This is a genomic window from Ruegeria sp. BA12 (genome assembly GCF_056539625.1).
In genome coordinates this window covers 41721-57490 of record NZ_JBQFVF010000016.1, presented here as the reverse complement: position 1 = coordinate 57490, position 15770 = coordinate 41721, and the positions used below count along the sequence as shown (strand labels likewise).

At 60.0% G+C, this 15770-nt stretch carries 14 protein-coding genes; 9 read left to right on the top strand and 5 right to left on the bottom strand.

Annotated elements, in window-relative coordinates:
- Together ACR0B0_RS20480 and ACR0B0_RS20475 are read left to right on the top strand one after the other, a co-directional pair.
- Positions 1–1108, top strand: a 1108-nt coding sequence (locus ACR0B0_RS20480; RefSeq protein WP_480649379.1) for a COG4223 family protein, incomplete at its 5' end; no start/stop codon positions are given.
- A 10-nt stretch (positions 1109–1118) separates the two neighbouring features.
- Positions 1119–2660 carry a heme biosynthesis protein HemY gene (locus ACR0B0_RS20475; protein WP_170349514.1) on the top strand — a complete coding sequence of 514 codons (1542 nt, stop codon included), beginning with the start codon at positions 1119–1121 and terminating at the stop codon, positions 2658–2660.
- Between the two features lie 4 nt (positions 2661–2664).
- Here the strand turns inward: ACR0B0_RS20475 and ACR0B0_RS20470 are convergent, their stop codons facing one another.
- From ACR0B0_RS20470 to ACR0B0_RS20460, 3 genes are read right to left on the bottom strand one after another with little or no spacing between them, the layout of a single operon-like run.
- Positions 2665–3699 carry an ABC transporter substrate-binding protein gene (locus ACR0B0_RS20470; protein WP_170376611.1) on the bottom strand — a complete coding sequence of 345 codons (1035 nt, stop codon included), beginning with the start codon at positions 3697–3699 and terminating at the stop codon, positions 2665–2667.
- The gene (locus ACR0B0_RS20465; protein ID WP_480649377.1) at positions 3696–5093 is read right to left on the bottom strand and encodes a sensor histidine kinase N-terminal domain-containing protein; all 1398 of its coding nucleotides are present in this window, start codon (positions 5091–5093) and stop codon (positions 3696–3698) included. The genes ACR0B0_RS20470 and ACR0B0_RS20465 overlap by 4 nt, the downstream gene beginning before the upstream one ends.
- A complete protein-coding gene (locus ACR0B0_RS20460) occupies positions 5086–5757 on the bottom strand; it encodes a response regulator transcription factor (RefSeq protein ID WP_480649375.1) in 672 nt (223 codons plus the stop codon). The genes ACR0B0_RS20465 and ACR0B0_RS20460 overlap by 8 nt, the downstream gene beginning before the upstream one ends.
- A 152-nt stretch (positions 5758–5909) precedes the next feature.
- Between ACR0B0_RS20460 and ACR0B0_RS20455 the strand changes: the two genes are divergently transcribed.
- From ACR0B0_RS20455 to ACR0B0_RS20445, 3 genes are all read left to right on the top strand, one after another.
- Positions 5910–6878, top strand: a complete 969-nt coding sequence (locus tag ACR0B0_RS20455) for a Bug family tripartite tricarboxylate transporter substrate binding protein (protein ID WP_170349510.1) — start codon at positions 5910–5912, stop codon at positions 6876–6878.
- A 72-nt stretch (positions 6879–6950) separates the two neighbouring features.
- Positions 6951–7382 (top strand): tripartite tricarboxylate transporter TctB family protein, encoded by a 432-nt coding sequence (locus ACR0B0_RS20450; protein ID WP_170361122.1) that lies wholly within the window; start codon positions 6951–6953, stop codon positions 7380–7382.
- A 10-nt stretch (positions 7383–7392) separates the two neighbouring features.
- Positions 7393–8931, top strand: a complete 1539-nt coding sequence (locus ACR0B0_RS20445) for a tripartite tricarboxylate transporter permease (protein WP_170349508.1) — start codon at positions 7393–7395, stop codon at positions 8929–8931.
- Positions 8932–9072: 141 nt separating this feature from the next.
- On the opposite strand, the gene ACR0B0_RS20440 is transcribed toward ACR0B0_RS20445, so the two are convergent.
- Positions 9073–9936 (bottom strand): amidohydrolase family protein, encoded by an 864-nt coding sequence (locus ACR0B0_RS20440; RefSeq protein ID WP_480649372.1) that lies wholly within the window; start codon positions 9934–9936, stop codon positions 9073–9075.
- Positions 9933–10931 carry an ester cyclase gene (locus ACR0B0_RS20435; RefSeq protein ID WP_480649370.1) on the bottom strand — a complete coding sequence of 333 codons (999 nt, stop codon included), beginning with the start codon at positions 10929–10931 and terminating at the stop codon, positions 9933–9935. The genes ACR0B0_RS20440 and ACR0B0_RS20435 overlap by 4 nt, the downstream gene beginning before the upstream one ends.
- A 164-nt stretch (positions 10932–11095) precedes the next feature.
- Between ACR0B0_RS20435 and ACR0B0_RS20430 the strand changes: the two genes are divergently transcribed.
- The 4 genes from ACR0B0_RS20430 (at position 11096) to ACR0B0_RS20415 (ending at position 15675) form a co-directional block, all read left to right on the top strand.
- On the top strand, positions 11096–12169 hold the full coding sequence (locus ACR0B0_RS20430) for an ABC transporter ATP-binding protein (protein WP_170349505.1): 1074 nt from the start codon (positions 11096–11098) through the stop codon (positions 12167–12169).
- 48 nt (positions 12170–12217) lie between these two features.
- Positions 12218–13429, top strand: coding sequence for an ABC transporter substrate-binding protein (locus tag ACR0B0_RS20425; RefSeq protein WP_170349504.1), 1212 nt, complete (start codon positions 12218–12220; stop codon positions 13427–13429).
- A gap of 67 nt (positions 13430–13496) precedes the next feature.
- Positions 13497–14519: a carbohydrate ABC transporter permease gene (locus ACR0B0_RS20420; protein WP_170349503.1), complete on the top strand. Its 1023-nt coding sequence runs from the start codon at positions 13497–13499 to the stop codon at positions 14517–14519.
- 1 nt (position 14520) lies between these two features.
- Entirely contained in the window at positions 14521–15675 is a 1155-nt protein-coding gene (locus tag ACR0B0_RS20415; protein WP_480649368.1) for a carbohydrate ABC transporter permease, read from the top strand.
- The last annotated feature ends 95 nt before the right edge of the window (positions 15676–15770 follow it).

The window sequence follows — 15770 nt, the reverse complement described above, 5'->3', positions numbered from 1 at the left end:
AGCCGAAGCCGAAGCCGAAGCCGAAGCCGAAGCCGAAGCCGAAGCCGAAGCCGAAGCCGAAGCCGAAGCCGAAGCCGAAGCCGAAGCCGAAATGGCCGTGGAACCGACCCACGCTGAGCCTGCTGCGCACAAAGAAGAAAAGCGAGGCGGCTTTGTCCCGGCCCTGATCGGTGGTGCAATCGCCGCGGCGATTGGCTTTGCCGCTGGCAGCGCGGGCATGTTCAATTCGGGCCAGTCTGACGCGCTGACAGCCCTTGAATCGAAGTTGAGCGACCAGGCCAGCCAGATTGAAGCGCTGACGAAATCCCTATCCGAATCCCAGTCCGGCAGTTCGGACGTAGACAGCAAGATCGCGGCCCTGACTGATCAGGTCACGCCGCTCAGTTCGGATCTGGCGGCGTTGAAAACCAGCCTGGATGGGCTGGCTGGCAAGGTTGACCCCTTGGCCAGCCGTCTGAACGATCTGGAAAGCGGCGCCCTGACGCAAGGCGCCTCGCCCGAGGTCTCGGCCGCCTTTGAGGCCGAACTGAAGAAACTGCAGGACTCGTTGACCGCGCAGCGGGCTGAGGTCGAGAAAATGGTCTCGGATGCACAAGCGCTTGAGGCGCAGGCCGCGGTCAAGGCACAGGCCGCGACCAATGCCGCGGTTCTGTCTCAGGTGCATGGGCAGTTGGAGGCGGGCCAGCCTTATAACGACCTGGTAGACCAATTGACGGCAGGTGGCGTGAACGTGCCAGAGGCCCTGTCAACACCGTCCACGGAAGGCGTTGCAACTCTTGCCGCCTTGCGCGAGTCCTTTGTGCCCGCAGCCCGTACTGCGCTGGCCGATGCACGTGATGCCGACAAGACAACCGGGCTGGTCGCCTTTCTGCAACGGCAGACCGGCGCGCGATCGGTGACGCCGCAAGAGGGTGACGGCCCGGACGCGGTCCTGTCACGGGCACAGGCAGCCCTGTCCGAAGGGGATATCGCCACCGCGCTGAGCGAGCTTAAATCTCTGCCCAACACGGCACAGGCCGCATTGGCCGATTGGGAACAGGCGGCCCAGACACGTGTGGCTGCCGTGGACGCCGCAAATGCGCTGCAATCCAGCGTAAACTCGAACTGAAGGACCTGCCATGCTGTGGTCATTGTTAAAGATCCTTGTTTTTGTAGCGATTATCGGCCTGCTGGCCATGGGCGCCATGTTCCTGATGGAAACCAGTGGTGGCGTGCAGATCACCGTTGCGGGCACCGAATTTACATTGGGGCCATTGCAATCGGTGATCGCGCTGGGCGTGCTTGTGGTGGCCATCTGGGTGATCTTCAAGCTGTTGACCCTGCTGATCGCGACATTGCATTTCCTCAACGGCGACGAAACTGCCCTGTCGCGCTATTTCGACCGCAGCCGCGAGAAGCGCGGTTATCAGGCGCTGGCGGATGGCCTGATGGCGTTGGCCTCGGGTGAGGGGCGCGTGGCGATGAACAAGGCCGCCAAGGCGGAGAAACTGCTGAACAAGCCGGAACTGACCAATCTGCTGGTGGCACAGGCTGCCGAGATGAATGGCGATACGAAAAAGGCGTCAGAGACCTACAAGAAACTAGTCACCAATAACGCCACCCGCTTTGTCGGTGTGCGCGGCATCATGAAGCAGAAACTGGCCGAGGGTGATGATGACACAGCCCGAAAGCTTGCTGAAAAGGCGCTGGCGATCAAACCGCGTCACGCTGAAACCCAAGATATTTTGCTGGGCCTGCAGACCAAATCGCAGGACTGGGCCGGAGCGCGATCAACCCTGACGGCCAAGTTGAAGGCGGGCCAACTACCGCGCGACGTGTTCAAGCGCCGTGACGCGGTTCTGGCCCTGTCCGAAGCCAAGGACATTTTGGATGACAGCGCCACGGTCGAACAACAGGAACACGCGATCGAGGCCAACCGCCTGTCACCCGATCTGGTGCCTGCCGCCGCGATGGCCGCGCGCGCCTATATTGAAAAGGGCAAGCCGCGTGCTGCGACCAAGATCCTGAAAAAGGCTTGGGAGGTGCAACCGCATCCCGATCTGGCCCATGCCTTTGCCGAGATTGCGCCGGATGAAACACCGGCGGCCCGGATCTCCCGGTTCACTGCCCTGACCCGTATCCACCCCGAAAACCTGGAAACCCGCCTGATCCTGGCTGAGTTGAACATCGTCGCCGAGGACTTCCCTGAAGCCCGCCGCGCGCTGGGCGATGTGGTGGAAAAACAGGCCGATGCGCGGGCCTATACCCTGATGGCAGCGATAGAACGGGGCGAAGGGTCCTCGGACGCTGTTGTGCAAGGCTGGCTGGCCAAGGCGCTGAACGCGCCGCGCGGGCCGCAATGGGTCTGCGACAATTGCCACGACATCCAGCCCGAATGGGGACCGGTGTGCCAGAACTGCGGCAGCTTTGACACGCTCAGTTGGCAGACCCCGCAAACGCCTGAGATCGCCACGGCCACTGGTGTGCATATGCTGCCGCTGATCGTCGGCGCGCTGGAGGACAAAGTCGAGCCGGAACCCGAGCCCGAAGCCGAGCCGGAAGAGGACGTGGTCGAAGAGGCCGAGGCCCCCGAGATCATCGAGATGGAGGCCGAACCTGTCCGCCCTGACGTTGAACCGGTGCGGCCCGATGTCGAACCCGTGGTGGAAAAACAGGCCTGACGCCTTAACGCGCAGTTTCTACGTTGAATGCGTCGTTCCAGAGTTTAAACAGCTCGGCCCGACGGTTCTGATCGCGCGCCACCAGCAGCGCTGGGGACAGGGCGATAAATCGGCGGGCGCTAGGGTTCAGGCCAGTCTCAGCCGCGTCCATCGGGGCGACAAGGCCCGAGGCCGCCAGCAGGGTTTGTGCCTCAGGCGACAGCAGGAAATCCAGAAACCCGGTGGCGGCATCCTTGTTTTCCGCCTGTGCCGGGATCATGAAGGCGCGGGATAGGACCAGCGTGTAATCCTCGGGCAGGATCACCCCCACACCGGGGGCATCGGCATTGGCTACGTAAGAGCCCAGAACGTTATAGGCGATCAAGAACCGCCCCTCGGCCACATCGCGGATGATTTCGGCGGAACAACAGGTGGCCACGGCGTCGATGCGGGCAAACCCCTCGATCAGGGACCCGAATGTCGTGGCCTCAAGACTGTCGCCATAAGCAAACAGGTACCCCAGCCCGGATGCGGCGATATCATAGGTGGCCACCCGCCCGCGTAACAGGTCGGGCTGGGTGCGCATGGCGTCCAACAGGGCAAACCGGTTGCGCGGAACATCCTGATCTGACAGCAGAGATTTGTTATAAGCAATAACCGCGGGTTCCGTGGTGATCCCCCACAGCTCATCCCGCCAACGCCGGGCCGCGGGCAGGGCTTCGGTTCGGGGTGATCTGTAACGATGCCCGCAGGCGGCGTTAACCAGCCAGACCATTTGCTGAATGGCCGAGGAAAAGACCACATCGGCCGGGTTCTCACCATTCTTGCAAACCGTCCGGCTGTGCTGGAACAGCGCGTTTGACCCCCATTGCTCATACGTGATCCGCAGGTCGGGGTTCTGGTCGGCAAACCGCTCAAGAACCGGGGCGATGATGGCGATATCAGTGGTCGAACGGATCAGCATCGGGTCGTCTCCGTCACCGAAGCTGGCCGTGGCCTCCTGCGCGCATGCAAGGCCGGGCAGGGCAAACAGAAGGCAGGTCATCAAAGCGCGGATCATTCCACCCCCCTTGAGGTCGTGGCAGGAAAGCTGAGTGCGGCGCGAAAGCCAATGTTGTCGCGGGTCATTTCAACCTTGCCGTCAAACGCCTCGGCTGTCGATTTCACGATGGACAGTCCCAGCCCGCTGCTGTCCTCGCCCGAGCCGGTGGTGCGATTGAACCGATCACCGATTTGTTCGGCGACAGGGGTGGCCGGGCCAGGCCCATGATCGCGCACCCACAATACGGCACGGCCACTTTCTTGCGCAGCCCCGATGCTGACCGGGGGTTGCCCGTGCCGCAGCGCATTGCCCAACAAGTTTTTGGCAGCTTCGGCCAGAGAAAAGGCATCGGCATTTACCAGAACGGGATTTTCTCCGATCTCCAGCCGCACTTCGACCCCGGGGGCGACAAGCTCATGATCGCTTTGTTCCAGCACGTCCAATGCCACCTCGCGCAGATCAACGGGAAGGCGCGGGGCACTGTCGATGCGGTGGATCACCATGGCACGGGACAGCAGTTGGTCCAGCAAAGTGCCCAGCGAGCGCGTGCGGCCCAGTAGCCGGTCTAATGCCCGTTTGCGGGCGGGGGGTTCGGGATCATCCTGCGCAATTTCCGCCTGAACCCGGATCGCCGCCACCGGCGTGCGTAGCTGATGCGCCGTGTCGGCAATCAGGTTGCGCATGGTGTCCACCTGCCGGTCCAGCCGTCCCATAAAGCGGTTCATCGCGTTCAGCATCAACTGCAGTTCGCGCGGCAGGCCGTCGCTGGCCATAGGGGTCAGATCGTGAGGATCGCGGCGGGTCAGATCCTCGGACAGGGCCTCAAGCGGGCGCAGGGCGGATCGGGTGACAATCCATGACATCGCCAACAACAGAACGCCCGCCACCGCCATCGGCAGCAAGGCGTCGCGCATCAGGCCAACGGTCATCATCTGACGCGCGCGCAAGGTCTGCCCGACCAGTATTTCCACCTCGCCCGAAAACTCGCGTTCGGCAAACAGGCGGGCCAGGCGGACAAAGCGCGCAGGTTCTCCGTTCAGATCAGCGGCGAAATAGATCGGAGCAGCACCAGGCTGTTGCGGTATGTCGATCACCGTGTCGCGATCCAACCCGGTGATAAAAGGGCCATCTGGTACTTGAACCGCATAGAAAATCCGATCTTCAGGGGCCTGCGCCAGCAGTTGAAAGGCGGAAACCGGCAGGTCTACGACGGGTACGCCGTCCTGAATCCGCACGGATTCGGCGATGTCGCTGGCGGCGCCAAGCAAAAGCCGGTCATAAGCCTGCCGCGCCGCCAATCTGCCATTGGCCCAGATCGACAAAGCGACAAGGCAGCCGCCCAGTATCAAAATCAGCATCACCGCGCTGAGAACACGGGCAGTCAGGCTGTGGGGCAGGTGCAGCTTAGCCATCCAGACCGATCCGGTATCCGACACCACGCCGGGTGGTGATGCTGACCGTACTGCCGGTGAACTTTTTGCGCAGGCGGGCGATATACAGCTCGATCGCGTTTTCGCCGACATCGGCATCCTCGAACCCGTAAAGCGAATCGTACAGCCGGGTTTTCGACAGGAATTGCCCCTCATGCCGGATCAGTGTGTCCAGCACAGCGGCCTCGCGCGCGGTCAGGTTCAGGCGTTTGCCCTCCAGCGCGGCGCTGCGGTCCTTGGGGGCATAGATCAGCGGGCCCAGCGTGATCTGCTCGGATTTTCGGTCGGCGTCGCGACGAACCAGAGCGCGCAACCGGGCCTCAAGCTCGCGCTGGTCGAAGGGCTTGCCCAGATAGTCATCGGCCCCCTTGTCCAGCGCGGCGATCCGATCTTCGACCGAGGTCAGCGCGGTCAGCATCAGCACAGGGATACGGTCACCTGCCGCGCGGATCTTGCCTAGGAAACTTAACCCGGACCCATCGGGCAGGTTTATATCCAGCAACATGGCGTCATAGCTTTGGACTGCACGAAAATCACCGGCGGCTTCGACGGTTGTGGCCAGATCACATACCACACCGGACCGGGCGAGATGGGCTATCACACCTTCGGCCAGATCTTCGGCATCTTCGATCATCAATACGCGCATGACCCCTCCCCAAGGCGAACGCCTGAACCCTGACAGGTTCGTGACAGCATTATTCGGTAAACAGATTCAACCTGCAAGAACGGGCCTTGTGTCCTGCGGGGATCGGTTTCGGCTGCACGCGCAGTCCAAAAAGACCAGAGGAGGAGACACGAATGAAACTGTTTGGAACCAGTGGCGCGATTGCGGCTGCTGTCTTTGCCCTGTCCGGCGTTGCGGCCAGCGCGCAGGAATGTATCGCCCCGGCCAACCCCGGTGGCGGATGGGATTTCACCTGTCGTCAGGTGGGTAAATCGCTGCAGGATCTGGGCCTGATCGACCAGACCATGCAAGTGGTGAACCTTGCCGGTGGCGGCGGCGGCGTTGCTTTTGCCGAGGTGGTGAACAAGCGCGGCGAGGATAATGAGCTGATCGTGGCGGCCAGTGCGGCCACTGCCACCCGTCTGGCGCAGGGGGCTTACCCCGGCAATACCATGGATCAGGTGCGGTGGCTGGCGGCCATCGGCGCGGATTACGGCGTGATTGCCGTTGCGGCAGATAGCCCGGTCAACACGCTGCCTGAGTTGCTGGACCAGATCAAAGCCGACCCAACCGCCGTGTCGGTTGCGGGTGGCTCGGCCGTGGGCGGTTGGGATCATCTGAAGGTTCTGATTGCGGCCAATGCATATGGCATCGACGATGTGCGCTCGGTCAAATACATCGCCTTTGACGGCGGTGGTGAGGCCGTGACCCAGCTGCTGGCCGGGTCGGTTCAGGCCTTTACCGGCGATATCTCCGAGGCCAAGGGTTTCGTAGACTCGGGCGACATCAAGGTGATCGCGGTGCTGGCACCCGAACGTCTGCCCGGCGAATTCGCCGATTTCCCGACCGCCAAGGAACAAGGCATTGACGCGATCGGCGCCAACTGGCGTGGCTTCTATGCCCCGGGTGGCATGACCGATGACGCCTATGGAGACTGGGTCGGCAAGATCGGTGATCTCTACGCTTCGGATGAATGGAAAGAGGTGATGGCCGCCAACGGTCTGGCACCGCTGGACCTGCAAGGCGCGGATTTCCAGAACTTCGTGGCTGAATCCGTGGGTCAGATCCAGACCATCTCGAAAGAGATCGGGATTATCAAATAACACCACTCACTGTGATCCGGGCACCTGGCTGTGCCCGGATCCAATCATTTACCCGAACTATAGGAGACACCGATGAGTGACCGTATCTTCGGGGTCGTCGGACTGCTACTTGCCATCGGATTTGCCTTTTCCGCACTGGCGATCGAGGAAAGCTTTTTGTCTGACGCCGTCGGGCCCAAGGCCTTCCCGCTGATCATTGCTGCCATTCTAGGCCTGTCGAGCATCGTCATCGCCCTGCGCCCTGATACCGAACCCGAATGGCCCGCGCTGGGCCGTCTGGTTGAGATCGGCGCTGCCGTAGTCATGATGATCCTTTACGCCGAATTGCTGCCCGTTGTGGGATTTGTCATCGCCACCGCCTTTGCCGCCACCTATCTGGCCTGGCGTCTGGGGGCCGGGCCGCTGGAAAGCGTGTTGGTTGGCGTCGGCACATCCATAGGTATTTACGTAATTTTCCATCTGGTTCTGGGTCTGTCACTGGCCCGCGGCCCGCTGGGCTTCTGAGGAGAGGGGCATGGAAACATTAGCATCCCTTGGGGACGGTTTCGCCATCGCGCTGACATGGCAGAACCTGATGCTGGCCCTGCTGGGCTGTTTTCTGGGTACAATCATGGGTGCGTTGCCCGGTCTGGGCCCGTCCAATGGTGTGGCCATTCTGATCCCGCTGGCGTTCACGCTAGGTCTGGGGGCGACACCCTCGCTGATCCTGCTGACCAGCGTCTATTACGGTGCAATGTATGGGGGACGGATTTCATCCATTCTTTTGAATATCCCCGGGGATGAGCCCGCGATGATGACCTGTCTGGACGGGCATCCGATGGCCAAAAAAGGGTTCGCAGGTGAGGCACTGTCGCTGTCCGGCATCGCGTCGTTTGTTGGGGCGTTTCTGGCCACTTGGGGCCTGATCTTTCTGGCACCGCAGCTGGTGAAGATCGCGCTGTTGTTTGGACCGGCGGAATATTTCGCCCTGTTCGCGTTGGCCTTTATGACGTTGGGCGGCGTGTCGTCGACCAATCAGGCGAAATCGGCATTTGCCGCCGCATTGGGACTTGGGCTGGCAACCATTGGTGTCGACACACAAACCGGCGTGCCGCGGTTCACCTTTGGCGAGGTGCATCTGTATGACGGGTTGGATTTTCTAGTCGCCATCGTCGGCTTGTTCGCCTTGTCCGAAGTGTTCATCTTTCTTGAACACCGCCACGGCGGATCGGATGCCGAGGGGCGCAAGCTGAATATCGGTCGGCTTTACCCGCCGATGTCGATGGTCAGGAAATGCACACCGACCATGCTGCGCACCTCTTTCCTGGGCTTTATAGCCGGGGTTTTACCGGGTGCAGGCGCTTCGTTGGGCTCGTTCATTTCCTATTCGATGGAAAAGCGGCTGGTCGACAAGGAAAACACCTTTGGCACCGGTGATCCGCGCGGTGTGGCGGCGCCCGAGGCCGGGAACAACGCCGCTGCCGGGGGTGCTCTGGTACCAATGCTGGCGCTGGGCGTACCGGGTTCGGGAACCACGGCCGTGCTGTTGGCGGTCCTGCTGGCGCTGAATATCACGCCGGGGCCGCTGCTGTTCACGCAGAACCCAGATGTGGTCTGGGGCTTGATCGCGGCGCTGTTCATCGCGAACTTTATGCTGCTGGCGATGAATATCCCGATGGTGGGCCTGTTCACGCGGGTTCTGATGGTGCCGTCGCGCATTCTGATGCCCGTCGTGGCGATGGTCAGTTTTGTGGGTATCTATGGCATTTCGGGCTCCAGCTTTGATCTGCTGGTGATGATCGGGTTCGGTGTCATGGGGTGGGTTCTGCGCAAGCTGGACGTACCGCTGGTGCCGGTTATCTTGGGCACGCTTTTGGGCAACTCGATGGAAAACAACCTGCGTCGTGCGGTGACCATCGACAACGGCAACTGGTGGACCCTGATCGACAGCCCGCTGTCCATCGCGCTGTGGACCATTGCCATCATCGGCTTTGTTCTGCCCCTGATCGTGGGCGCACGGGTCAAAGCCAAGATGCACCAGCGCCGCGATGAAGAAGGCGCGATCAGCGATTGATGGATCAGGCGTCGCCGATCACGTGTAGGCGGCGCCGTCCCAGGGTCTTTCGATTTGGTGATTCGCCTGAATTGTAGTTTCGGATGCCGAGCTGAGGCGTCGTTGGAACACATATGCAGCCGGTTTTCTGACCCTGATTGCTTAGATGCGATAGAACTGGCGCGCTGTGCCTCCGAAGACAAGATCGTTGTCTTGCTCGGGAACCAGCGCGCCGTGCCTTTCAACCAAAACCGCATAGGTGGAAGACAGGCTGTCGACCGGGAAATTCGACCCGAACATGCACCGATGGGGCCCGAATTGGGTCAGGCATGTGTCCACGATGGGCCGCACGCGGTCGGCGCTCCAGTTGTGATCGAACATGCCAAGACCGGACAGTTTGCATGTCACCTGCGGCAGCGCCGAGAGGTGATGCAGTGCTTGCACCCACCGTTGCAACCCTTGTTCCGACCGGTCATGGGGTGACCCTGCATGGCATAGCGCCACCCGCGTCGCAGGGGCCTGCGCCAGAACGGCGGCGGTCTGCTCCATCAATTCTGGCAGCAATTGCAGGTCAAATGACAGTCCGCGGTCACCCAGTTGTTTCAACCCGTCCAGAAACCTTGGATTGTCCAGCAGGTCGTTTGTGCCGGACAGTTGATCCTCGCCCGGTGCGCGGCCGATGATCTGACGCACCCCACGCACAGAGGGCAGGGTTTGCAAACGGTCCAGTTGCGTGGTTACGTCCTGTGCAGTCAGATCACAAAAGGCAACCTGGACCAGTGGCCAGTCGGGATTTTGATCGGCAACAGACTGGACCCATTGCGCCTCGGCCCAGGGATCGGCCGCACCTACCTGGATATGGACCGAGGCGGAAAATCCTTGAGCGTCAGCTTGGAACTCGGGCAGCAGATAGTTCCGCTGAATGGGGCTGGGGTCACCGAAGAATCGCACCGCGCCCTTTTCCATCAACCACGGATAATGCACCGCGGTCAGGTCCCACAGATGGTGATGCGCATCAATCCTCATGGTGTTTCAATCCCGGTTGTGCGGGCCAATATATCGACGCCTTGTTGTTTCCAGAAATGCAATAGATCAATGAAGATCCAGTTCTCGGCCAGCTTGTCACCCGCACGGCGATAGATGTCGATCACCCGAAACTCAGCCGCCTTTCCGGTGGCGGGCATCCCCATGAAACCGCCCGTGGGCACGGCGGTGAAATTGGGCCAGCCGAAAAAGCCGCCATAGTGCCCCTCGGCCATGCGGCAGATATGTTGGGTCTTTGAGCGTTCGGTGAAGGCCGCGCGAAACGGGCCGGAATGCTGCTGCGCGTAACGCGCGATTGTGTAGGTGGCACCGATCCCTTCGGGCCCCCACCAGATCATGTCCTCGTGCCAAGTTTGCGCCAGCTCATCCGTCAGGGACAAGCCGCTGTCCCACTGCCCAAGGTCCGAGATCATGGCGTTGATGACCTCCAGCGTCTTGTGACCTTCGTCGGCGGGCTGATCTTCGGTCAGAATGCCGTCATGTGTCATTGGTCCGGGCTGCACCAGATGCGCTGCGGTCTGTGGCGGAAAGGGGTTCTGACCGGCCTGAACCATAAGGTGCGGAATGTCGAAATACATTGCCGTCTCGGAAATCTTGCCATCCACAACATTGTGAAATTCGCAATACCGCAGAAGGGCCATCTTGCCAGTGGGGCGGATGCCCAGCCATGGCGCGTCGAACAGACCCATGAGGTGCCCCATCGACACCACCCAGACGCCCCCTTCGGTCAAAGAATTTCGGCCCGCGAAAAAGATATCCTGTCGGCGTTGTAGATGGGTCAGACTGTGTTTCAGCGGCTGCCAGAACCTGCGCGCCACCGCGTCAGGGCCTGCGATTTCGTCGAACGGGTGAAATCCGCGCCACACCAGATTCGGTGCGCAATATTGCTTTGTGACGGTGGCCAACTCATCCCCATTAGCGCGGCTAAGCGCGTCATGGAAGGACAGGATCAGCTTTTTTTCAGTTTGAAAACTCACGGCGCTTTCCGTTCTTTATCAGTGTTTTGCGGGGTCTTTTCCGCGAATTCGACTCGGTGGTTTCGCGTATTTTTGCATACGTATGCAAAAAAGTCTTGCCTGATTTGATATATGCGAATTACTGTTTTGCAAACGTATGCAAACGAATCCTTTCAGGGGGCACCATGGCGGAAATTCAATTGCGCAACGTCGGCAAGCGCTGGGGGTCATTCATTGGGGTCCACAATTTCGACCTGACCATCGCGGATCGCGAATTTCTGGTTCTGCTGGGCCCCTCGGGCTGTGGCAAGACCACCACGATGCGCATGATCGCCGGTCTTGAGGACGTCACCGAGGGCGAAATTCTGGTCGATGGCAAGGTGGTCAACGATCTGGAGCCCAAGGACCGCGATGTGGCGATGGTGTTCCAGAGTTACGCGCTCTATCCCAACATGAACGTCTACGAAAACATCCGCTTTCCTTTGAAAGTGCGCGGCATCGACCCGTCGACCCATGACGACAAGGTGCGCCGCGCCAGTGCAATGGTGGAACTGGACGATTTCTTGCACCGCAAACCCGCCGAATTGTCAGGCGGTCAGCGGCAACGTGTGGCGCTGGCCCGCGCCATCGTACGGGAACCGAACGTGTTCCTGATGGACGAGCCGTTGTCGAACCTGGATGCCAAGCTGCGTGTTTCGACCCGAGCTCAGATTAAGAACCTCAGCCACGAGCTGGCGGTGACAACCATCTACGTGACCCACGACCAGATCGAGGCGATGACGTTGGCCGACCGAGTTGTTGTGATGAAACAAGGCGTGGTGCAGCAGGTCGGCAGCCCGACCGATATTTACGACCGGCCCGCCAATACTTTTGTGGCCAGCTTTATCGGCTCACCGGCGATGAACCTGATGGATGGCGAGGTTTCGGGCGGTGTGTTCCGCGCCGAACATGTAGCGATTCCGGTCGACGCACCGGACGGTCCAATGACATTGGGCTTCCGCGCTGAAGATGCTGGCCTTGCCGAAGGGCAGGGCGAAATCACCGCACCGATCTACACGTTGGAACTGCTGGGCGATGCGACCATGATCTCGGTCCGGGTCGGCGGTGCGCTGGTATCGGTCAAAGCCGACAAAGCCTTCCGCGCCGAGATTGGAGATCCCGTCTCGTTCTCGGTGCCCAAAGAAATCTGTCACCTCTTCGAAGCTGGAAGCGGTGCGCGGATCGGGGAACAACCCCACGAACAGCCCATACGGGCTTAACACCGGTCCGGACGTCGACGACGGACCGATCCTGACAGGGAGAAACGCATGAAACTCAAGACGATCCTCATGGCAGGTGCCATGTCCATCGCGGCAAGTGGCACATGGGCTGCCTGTTCGTTTGAAAATGACGTACCGCTCAAATCGCTCTCGGCTGGTTTCGAGGCCTGGAAAGCCGTCACCGATGCGATGGCCGAATGCGGCAATTTCAATGCGTCGCTGGACCAGGAATTCCGCGAGAAACAGCCTGAGGCTTTTGCCGCCAGCCCGTCGCTCTATCAGATCGGTGGGGTGTCGAACACGACACTGATCCCGTTGCTGAATGCAGGCACGATCCGTCCGCTGGACGATCTGGTCGAGAAATACGGACAGAACCTGCTGCCAAACCAGCTGATCAAGGTGGATGGCAAGACCATGGCGATTGCCATGATGGTGAACGCACAGCACATGATGTACCGCAACGACGTTCTGGCCGACCTGGGTATTGCCGAGCCCGCAACCTATGATGACGTTCTGGCCGCCGCCGCCAAGATCAAAGATGCGGGTGTTATGGAATACCCGATCGGCGGCACCTTCAAGACCGGTTGGAACCTCGGCCAGGAATTCATCAACATGTATATGGGTGAAGGCGGCTCTTTCTTTGGCGACGGTAACATGCCTGCGATCAATAACGAGCAGGGCGTGAAGGCGTTGGAAACCCTGAAGGCCATGACCGATTACATGGATCCGGAATATCTGGTCTCGGACTCCACCTATGTTCAGCAGCAGTTCCAGCAGGGCAAGATTGCCATGGCGAACCTGTGGGCCAGCCGCGCCGCTGCAATGAACGACGAAGCCGAAAGCCAGGTGGTGGGCAAGGTTACCATGTCGGCGGCTCCGATGGGCTCGGCTGCACCGGCCACCACGATCTGGTGGGACGGTTTCGTTCTGGCCTCGAACATGAGCGATGAAGAGGCCGACGCCGCCTTCCGTGTCATGCTTGAAGGCATGGATGAGGAAATGGTCAGTGCCAACAATGACGCTGCCGTCTGGCTGAACCCGGCCTACAAGGCAGGTGAACTGGCCGCCGGTGCGGCTGCATCCGCCCAAGCCGGGGCCAAGGCATACCCGGCTTCGGGCCCGATGGGCATCATGCACACTGCATTGGGCAACGGTCTGGCTGATTTCATGACCGGCGCCAAGGACGCGCAAACCACACTGGCCGATATCGAGGCGGATTACATCACCGCAGCCAAAGAAGCCGGTTTGATCAACAACTGATCCTCCCGCGGGAGGGCCTCGGTCCTCCTGCACCCTTCCCATTGAGAACCATGAGAAAGGCAGAGCCATGAATTTCCGGACATTTGCCGCCTTTGTTGGCCCCTCTGTCTTTATGATGCTTCTCTTTATCGCGTTCCCGCTGATCAGCGTGTTCAAGCAGAGTTTCTATGTCACCCAACCGATCTATGAGACGGTGGAAGTTGAAACCTGCACCCCCGGCTTTCTGACCCAGACCTGTGTGACCGAGACGGTTTCGCAACCCCAACTCGACGAAGAGGGTAAGGTCATCATGCAGACCCAGTATGTCGGGCTGGAAAGCTACCGCAACGTGCTGGAGCCTGAACGTGCATGGCGCGCGATCAGCGAGGGCAGCTGGAATGTGTTGTCCACCATCAACTTCTGGAAAGCGCTGCGGTTCACGCTGACGTTCACGCTGATCACCCTGCCGCTGGTCATCGTCTGCGGGCTGGGGATCGCCGTTTTGATCAACAATGCCGCGCAGGCGATAAAAGGGCCGGTTATCTTTATTTCGCTGTTGCCCTTCATCATTACCCCGGTGATCGGGGTGCTGTCGGTCAACTGGCTGTTTCGCGGCGACGGTATCCTGACGGCACTGCTGGAGTGGTGGTTGAACCGCGATATCGCGCTGTTTGCGCAGGCCTGGACAATTGAGGTGCTGATGATGCTGTACCGCGTCTGGCACGTCGCCCCCTTTGCCGCCATCGTGTTTTACGCCGGTTTGCAAACGGTCAATCAGGACAGTCTGGAAAGTGCTGTGATTGACGGCGCAACCCGGTGGCAGCGGATGAAATACATCGTCATCCCGCATCTGATGCCGCTGATCATCTTTGTGTCGATGATCCACTTGATGGACAGCTATCGGGTGTTCGAAGAGATCGTCGGTTTCGCCAGCCAAGGCTATGTCATCTCACTACAATGGCTGACCTATGACTTCCTGGTGCCTGATCAGGCGGGCAACCGTTCGATCAGCCGGGCTTCGGCCAGCGCCATGCTCACCATGATCGGTATTGCCATCCTGCTTATCTTCCCGCTGCGCCGGACATGGCGCGATCACAAAGGAGGTCACTGACATGTCCTCGCGCGCGCTTCGCCAACCGCTCAGCCTGCGGCTGACTTCAAACATCTTCCTGGCCTTCTGGTGCATTGTCGCCATCTTTCCGATCTTCTGGATCACGGTGATGAGCTTCAAATCCCCAGTCGACGCCTTTGACGGTAATGCCCTGAACGTGATCTTCGGGCCGGCGACGCTGGCCAATGGCAAGGGGATTTCGCTGCTCGATATCATTCTGGGGATCGGGGTGATCTGGGGCACGATTGCTCTGGTGACCAAAAAGATGCCTGGGATGATCAAAGCCTATTCCAAAGAAGGTCAGGAGTGGTTTGGCTGGGTGATTGGCATTCTGGCCGCCGTGGTGGCCTTTCTGATCGTATTCTTCGTGATCCTGCCCGCCGTTCTGAGCATACTGAACCCGCTCTTTGGCCCTCTGGGGCGGGACATATTGGGGCTGACGACCGAACACTATAAAACCGTTTGGATCGACCGTGGATTTTCGAACAACTTCAAGAATTCGCTGATCGTAACCACGGGAGTTGTTGTCTTATCGCTGTCGGTGGGGACGCTGGCGGGGTATGGGTTGGCCCGGTCCGGATCGACCCTTGCGTTCTGGCTGCTGATCGTCGCGCTGATCTTCCGCGCGCTGCCGCCCTCGGCGCTGGTGGCTAGCTATCTGCCGGTCTTCATCAGCTCATCCGAATGGTTGGCGCCGATCCTGGGGGAAAACGCACCGACGCTGTACGGTAAGCCATTTGCCGTGATTGCGGTGCTGGTGGCGATCAACCAGCCTTTTACGATCTGGATGCTGCGGTCATTCTTCCAGAATATCCCGGCCGAACTGGATGAGGCCGCGCGCGTTGATGGCTGCAATCACTTCCAGGCGTTCCGACGCGTGATCATGCCGGTGATGTGGCCGGGCGTGATCACCACCGGGCTGTTCAGCTTTCTGCTGGCGTATAACGACATCCTCGTCACGTCGCTGCTGCTGGATGCGCAGAACCAGACCATGGTTCCCGCCATTGTCGGCATGTTCAACCGCGAGACCACGACAACCGATCAGGTGGTCGCTGTGGCAGCCGCCGTATCGATCACCGCGCCGCTGATCTTTCTTGTTCTGATCTTCCAGCGCCAGATCGTCAGCGGTCTGACCGCCGGAGCGGTGAAAGGGTAATGAGCAAGAACGCACGCCATAACGCCCTGTCGCGCCACCCGGCGCTGAACAGGATGCCCAGGGATTTTCTAAGCATTGGGGTTTCTTGACCCAAT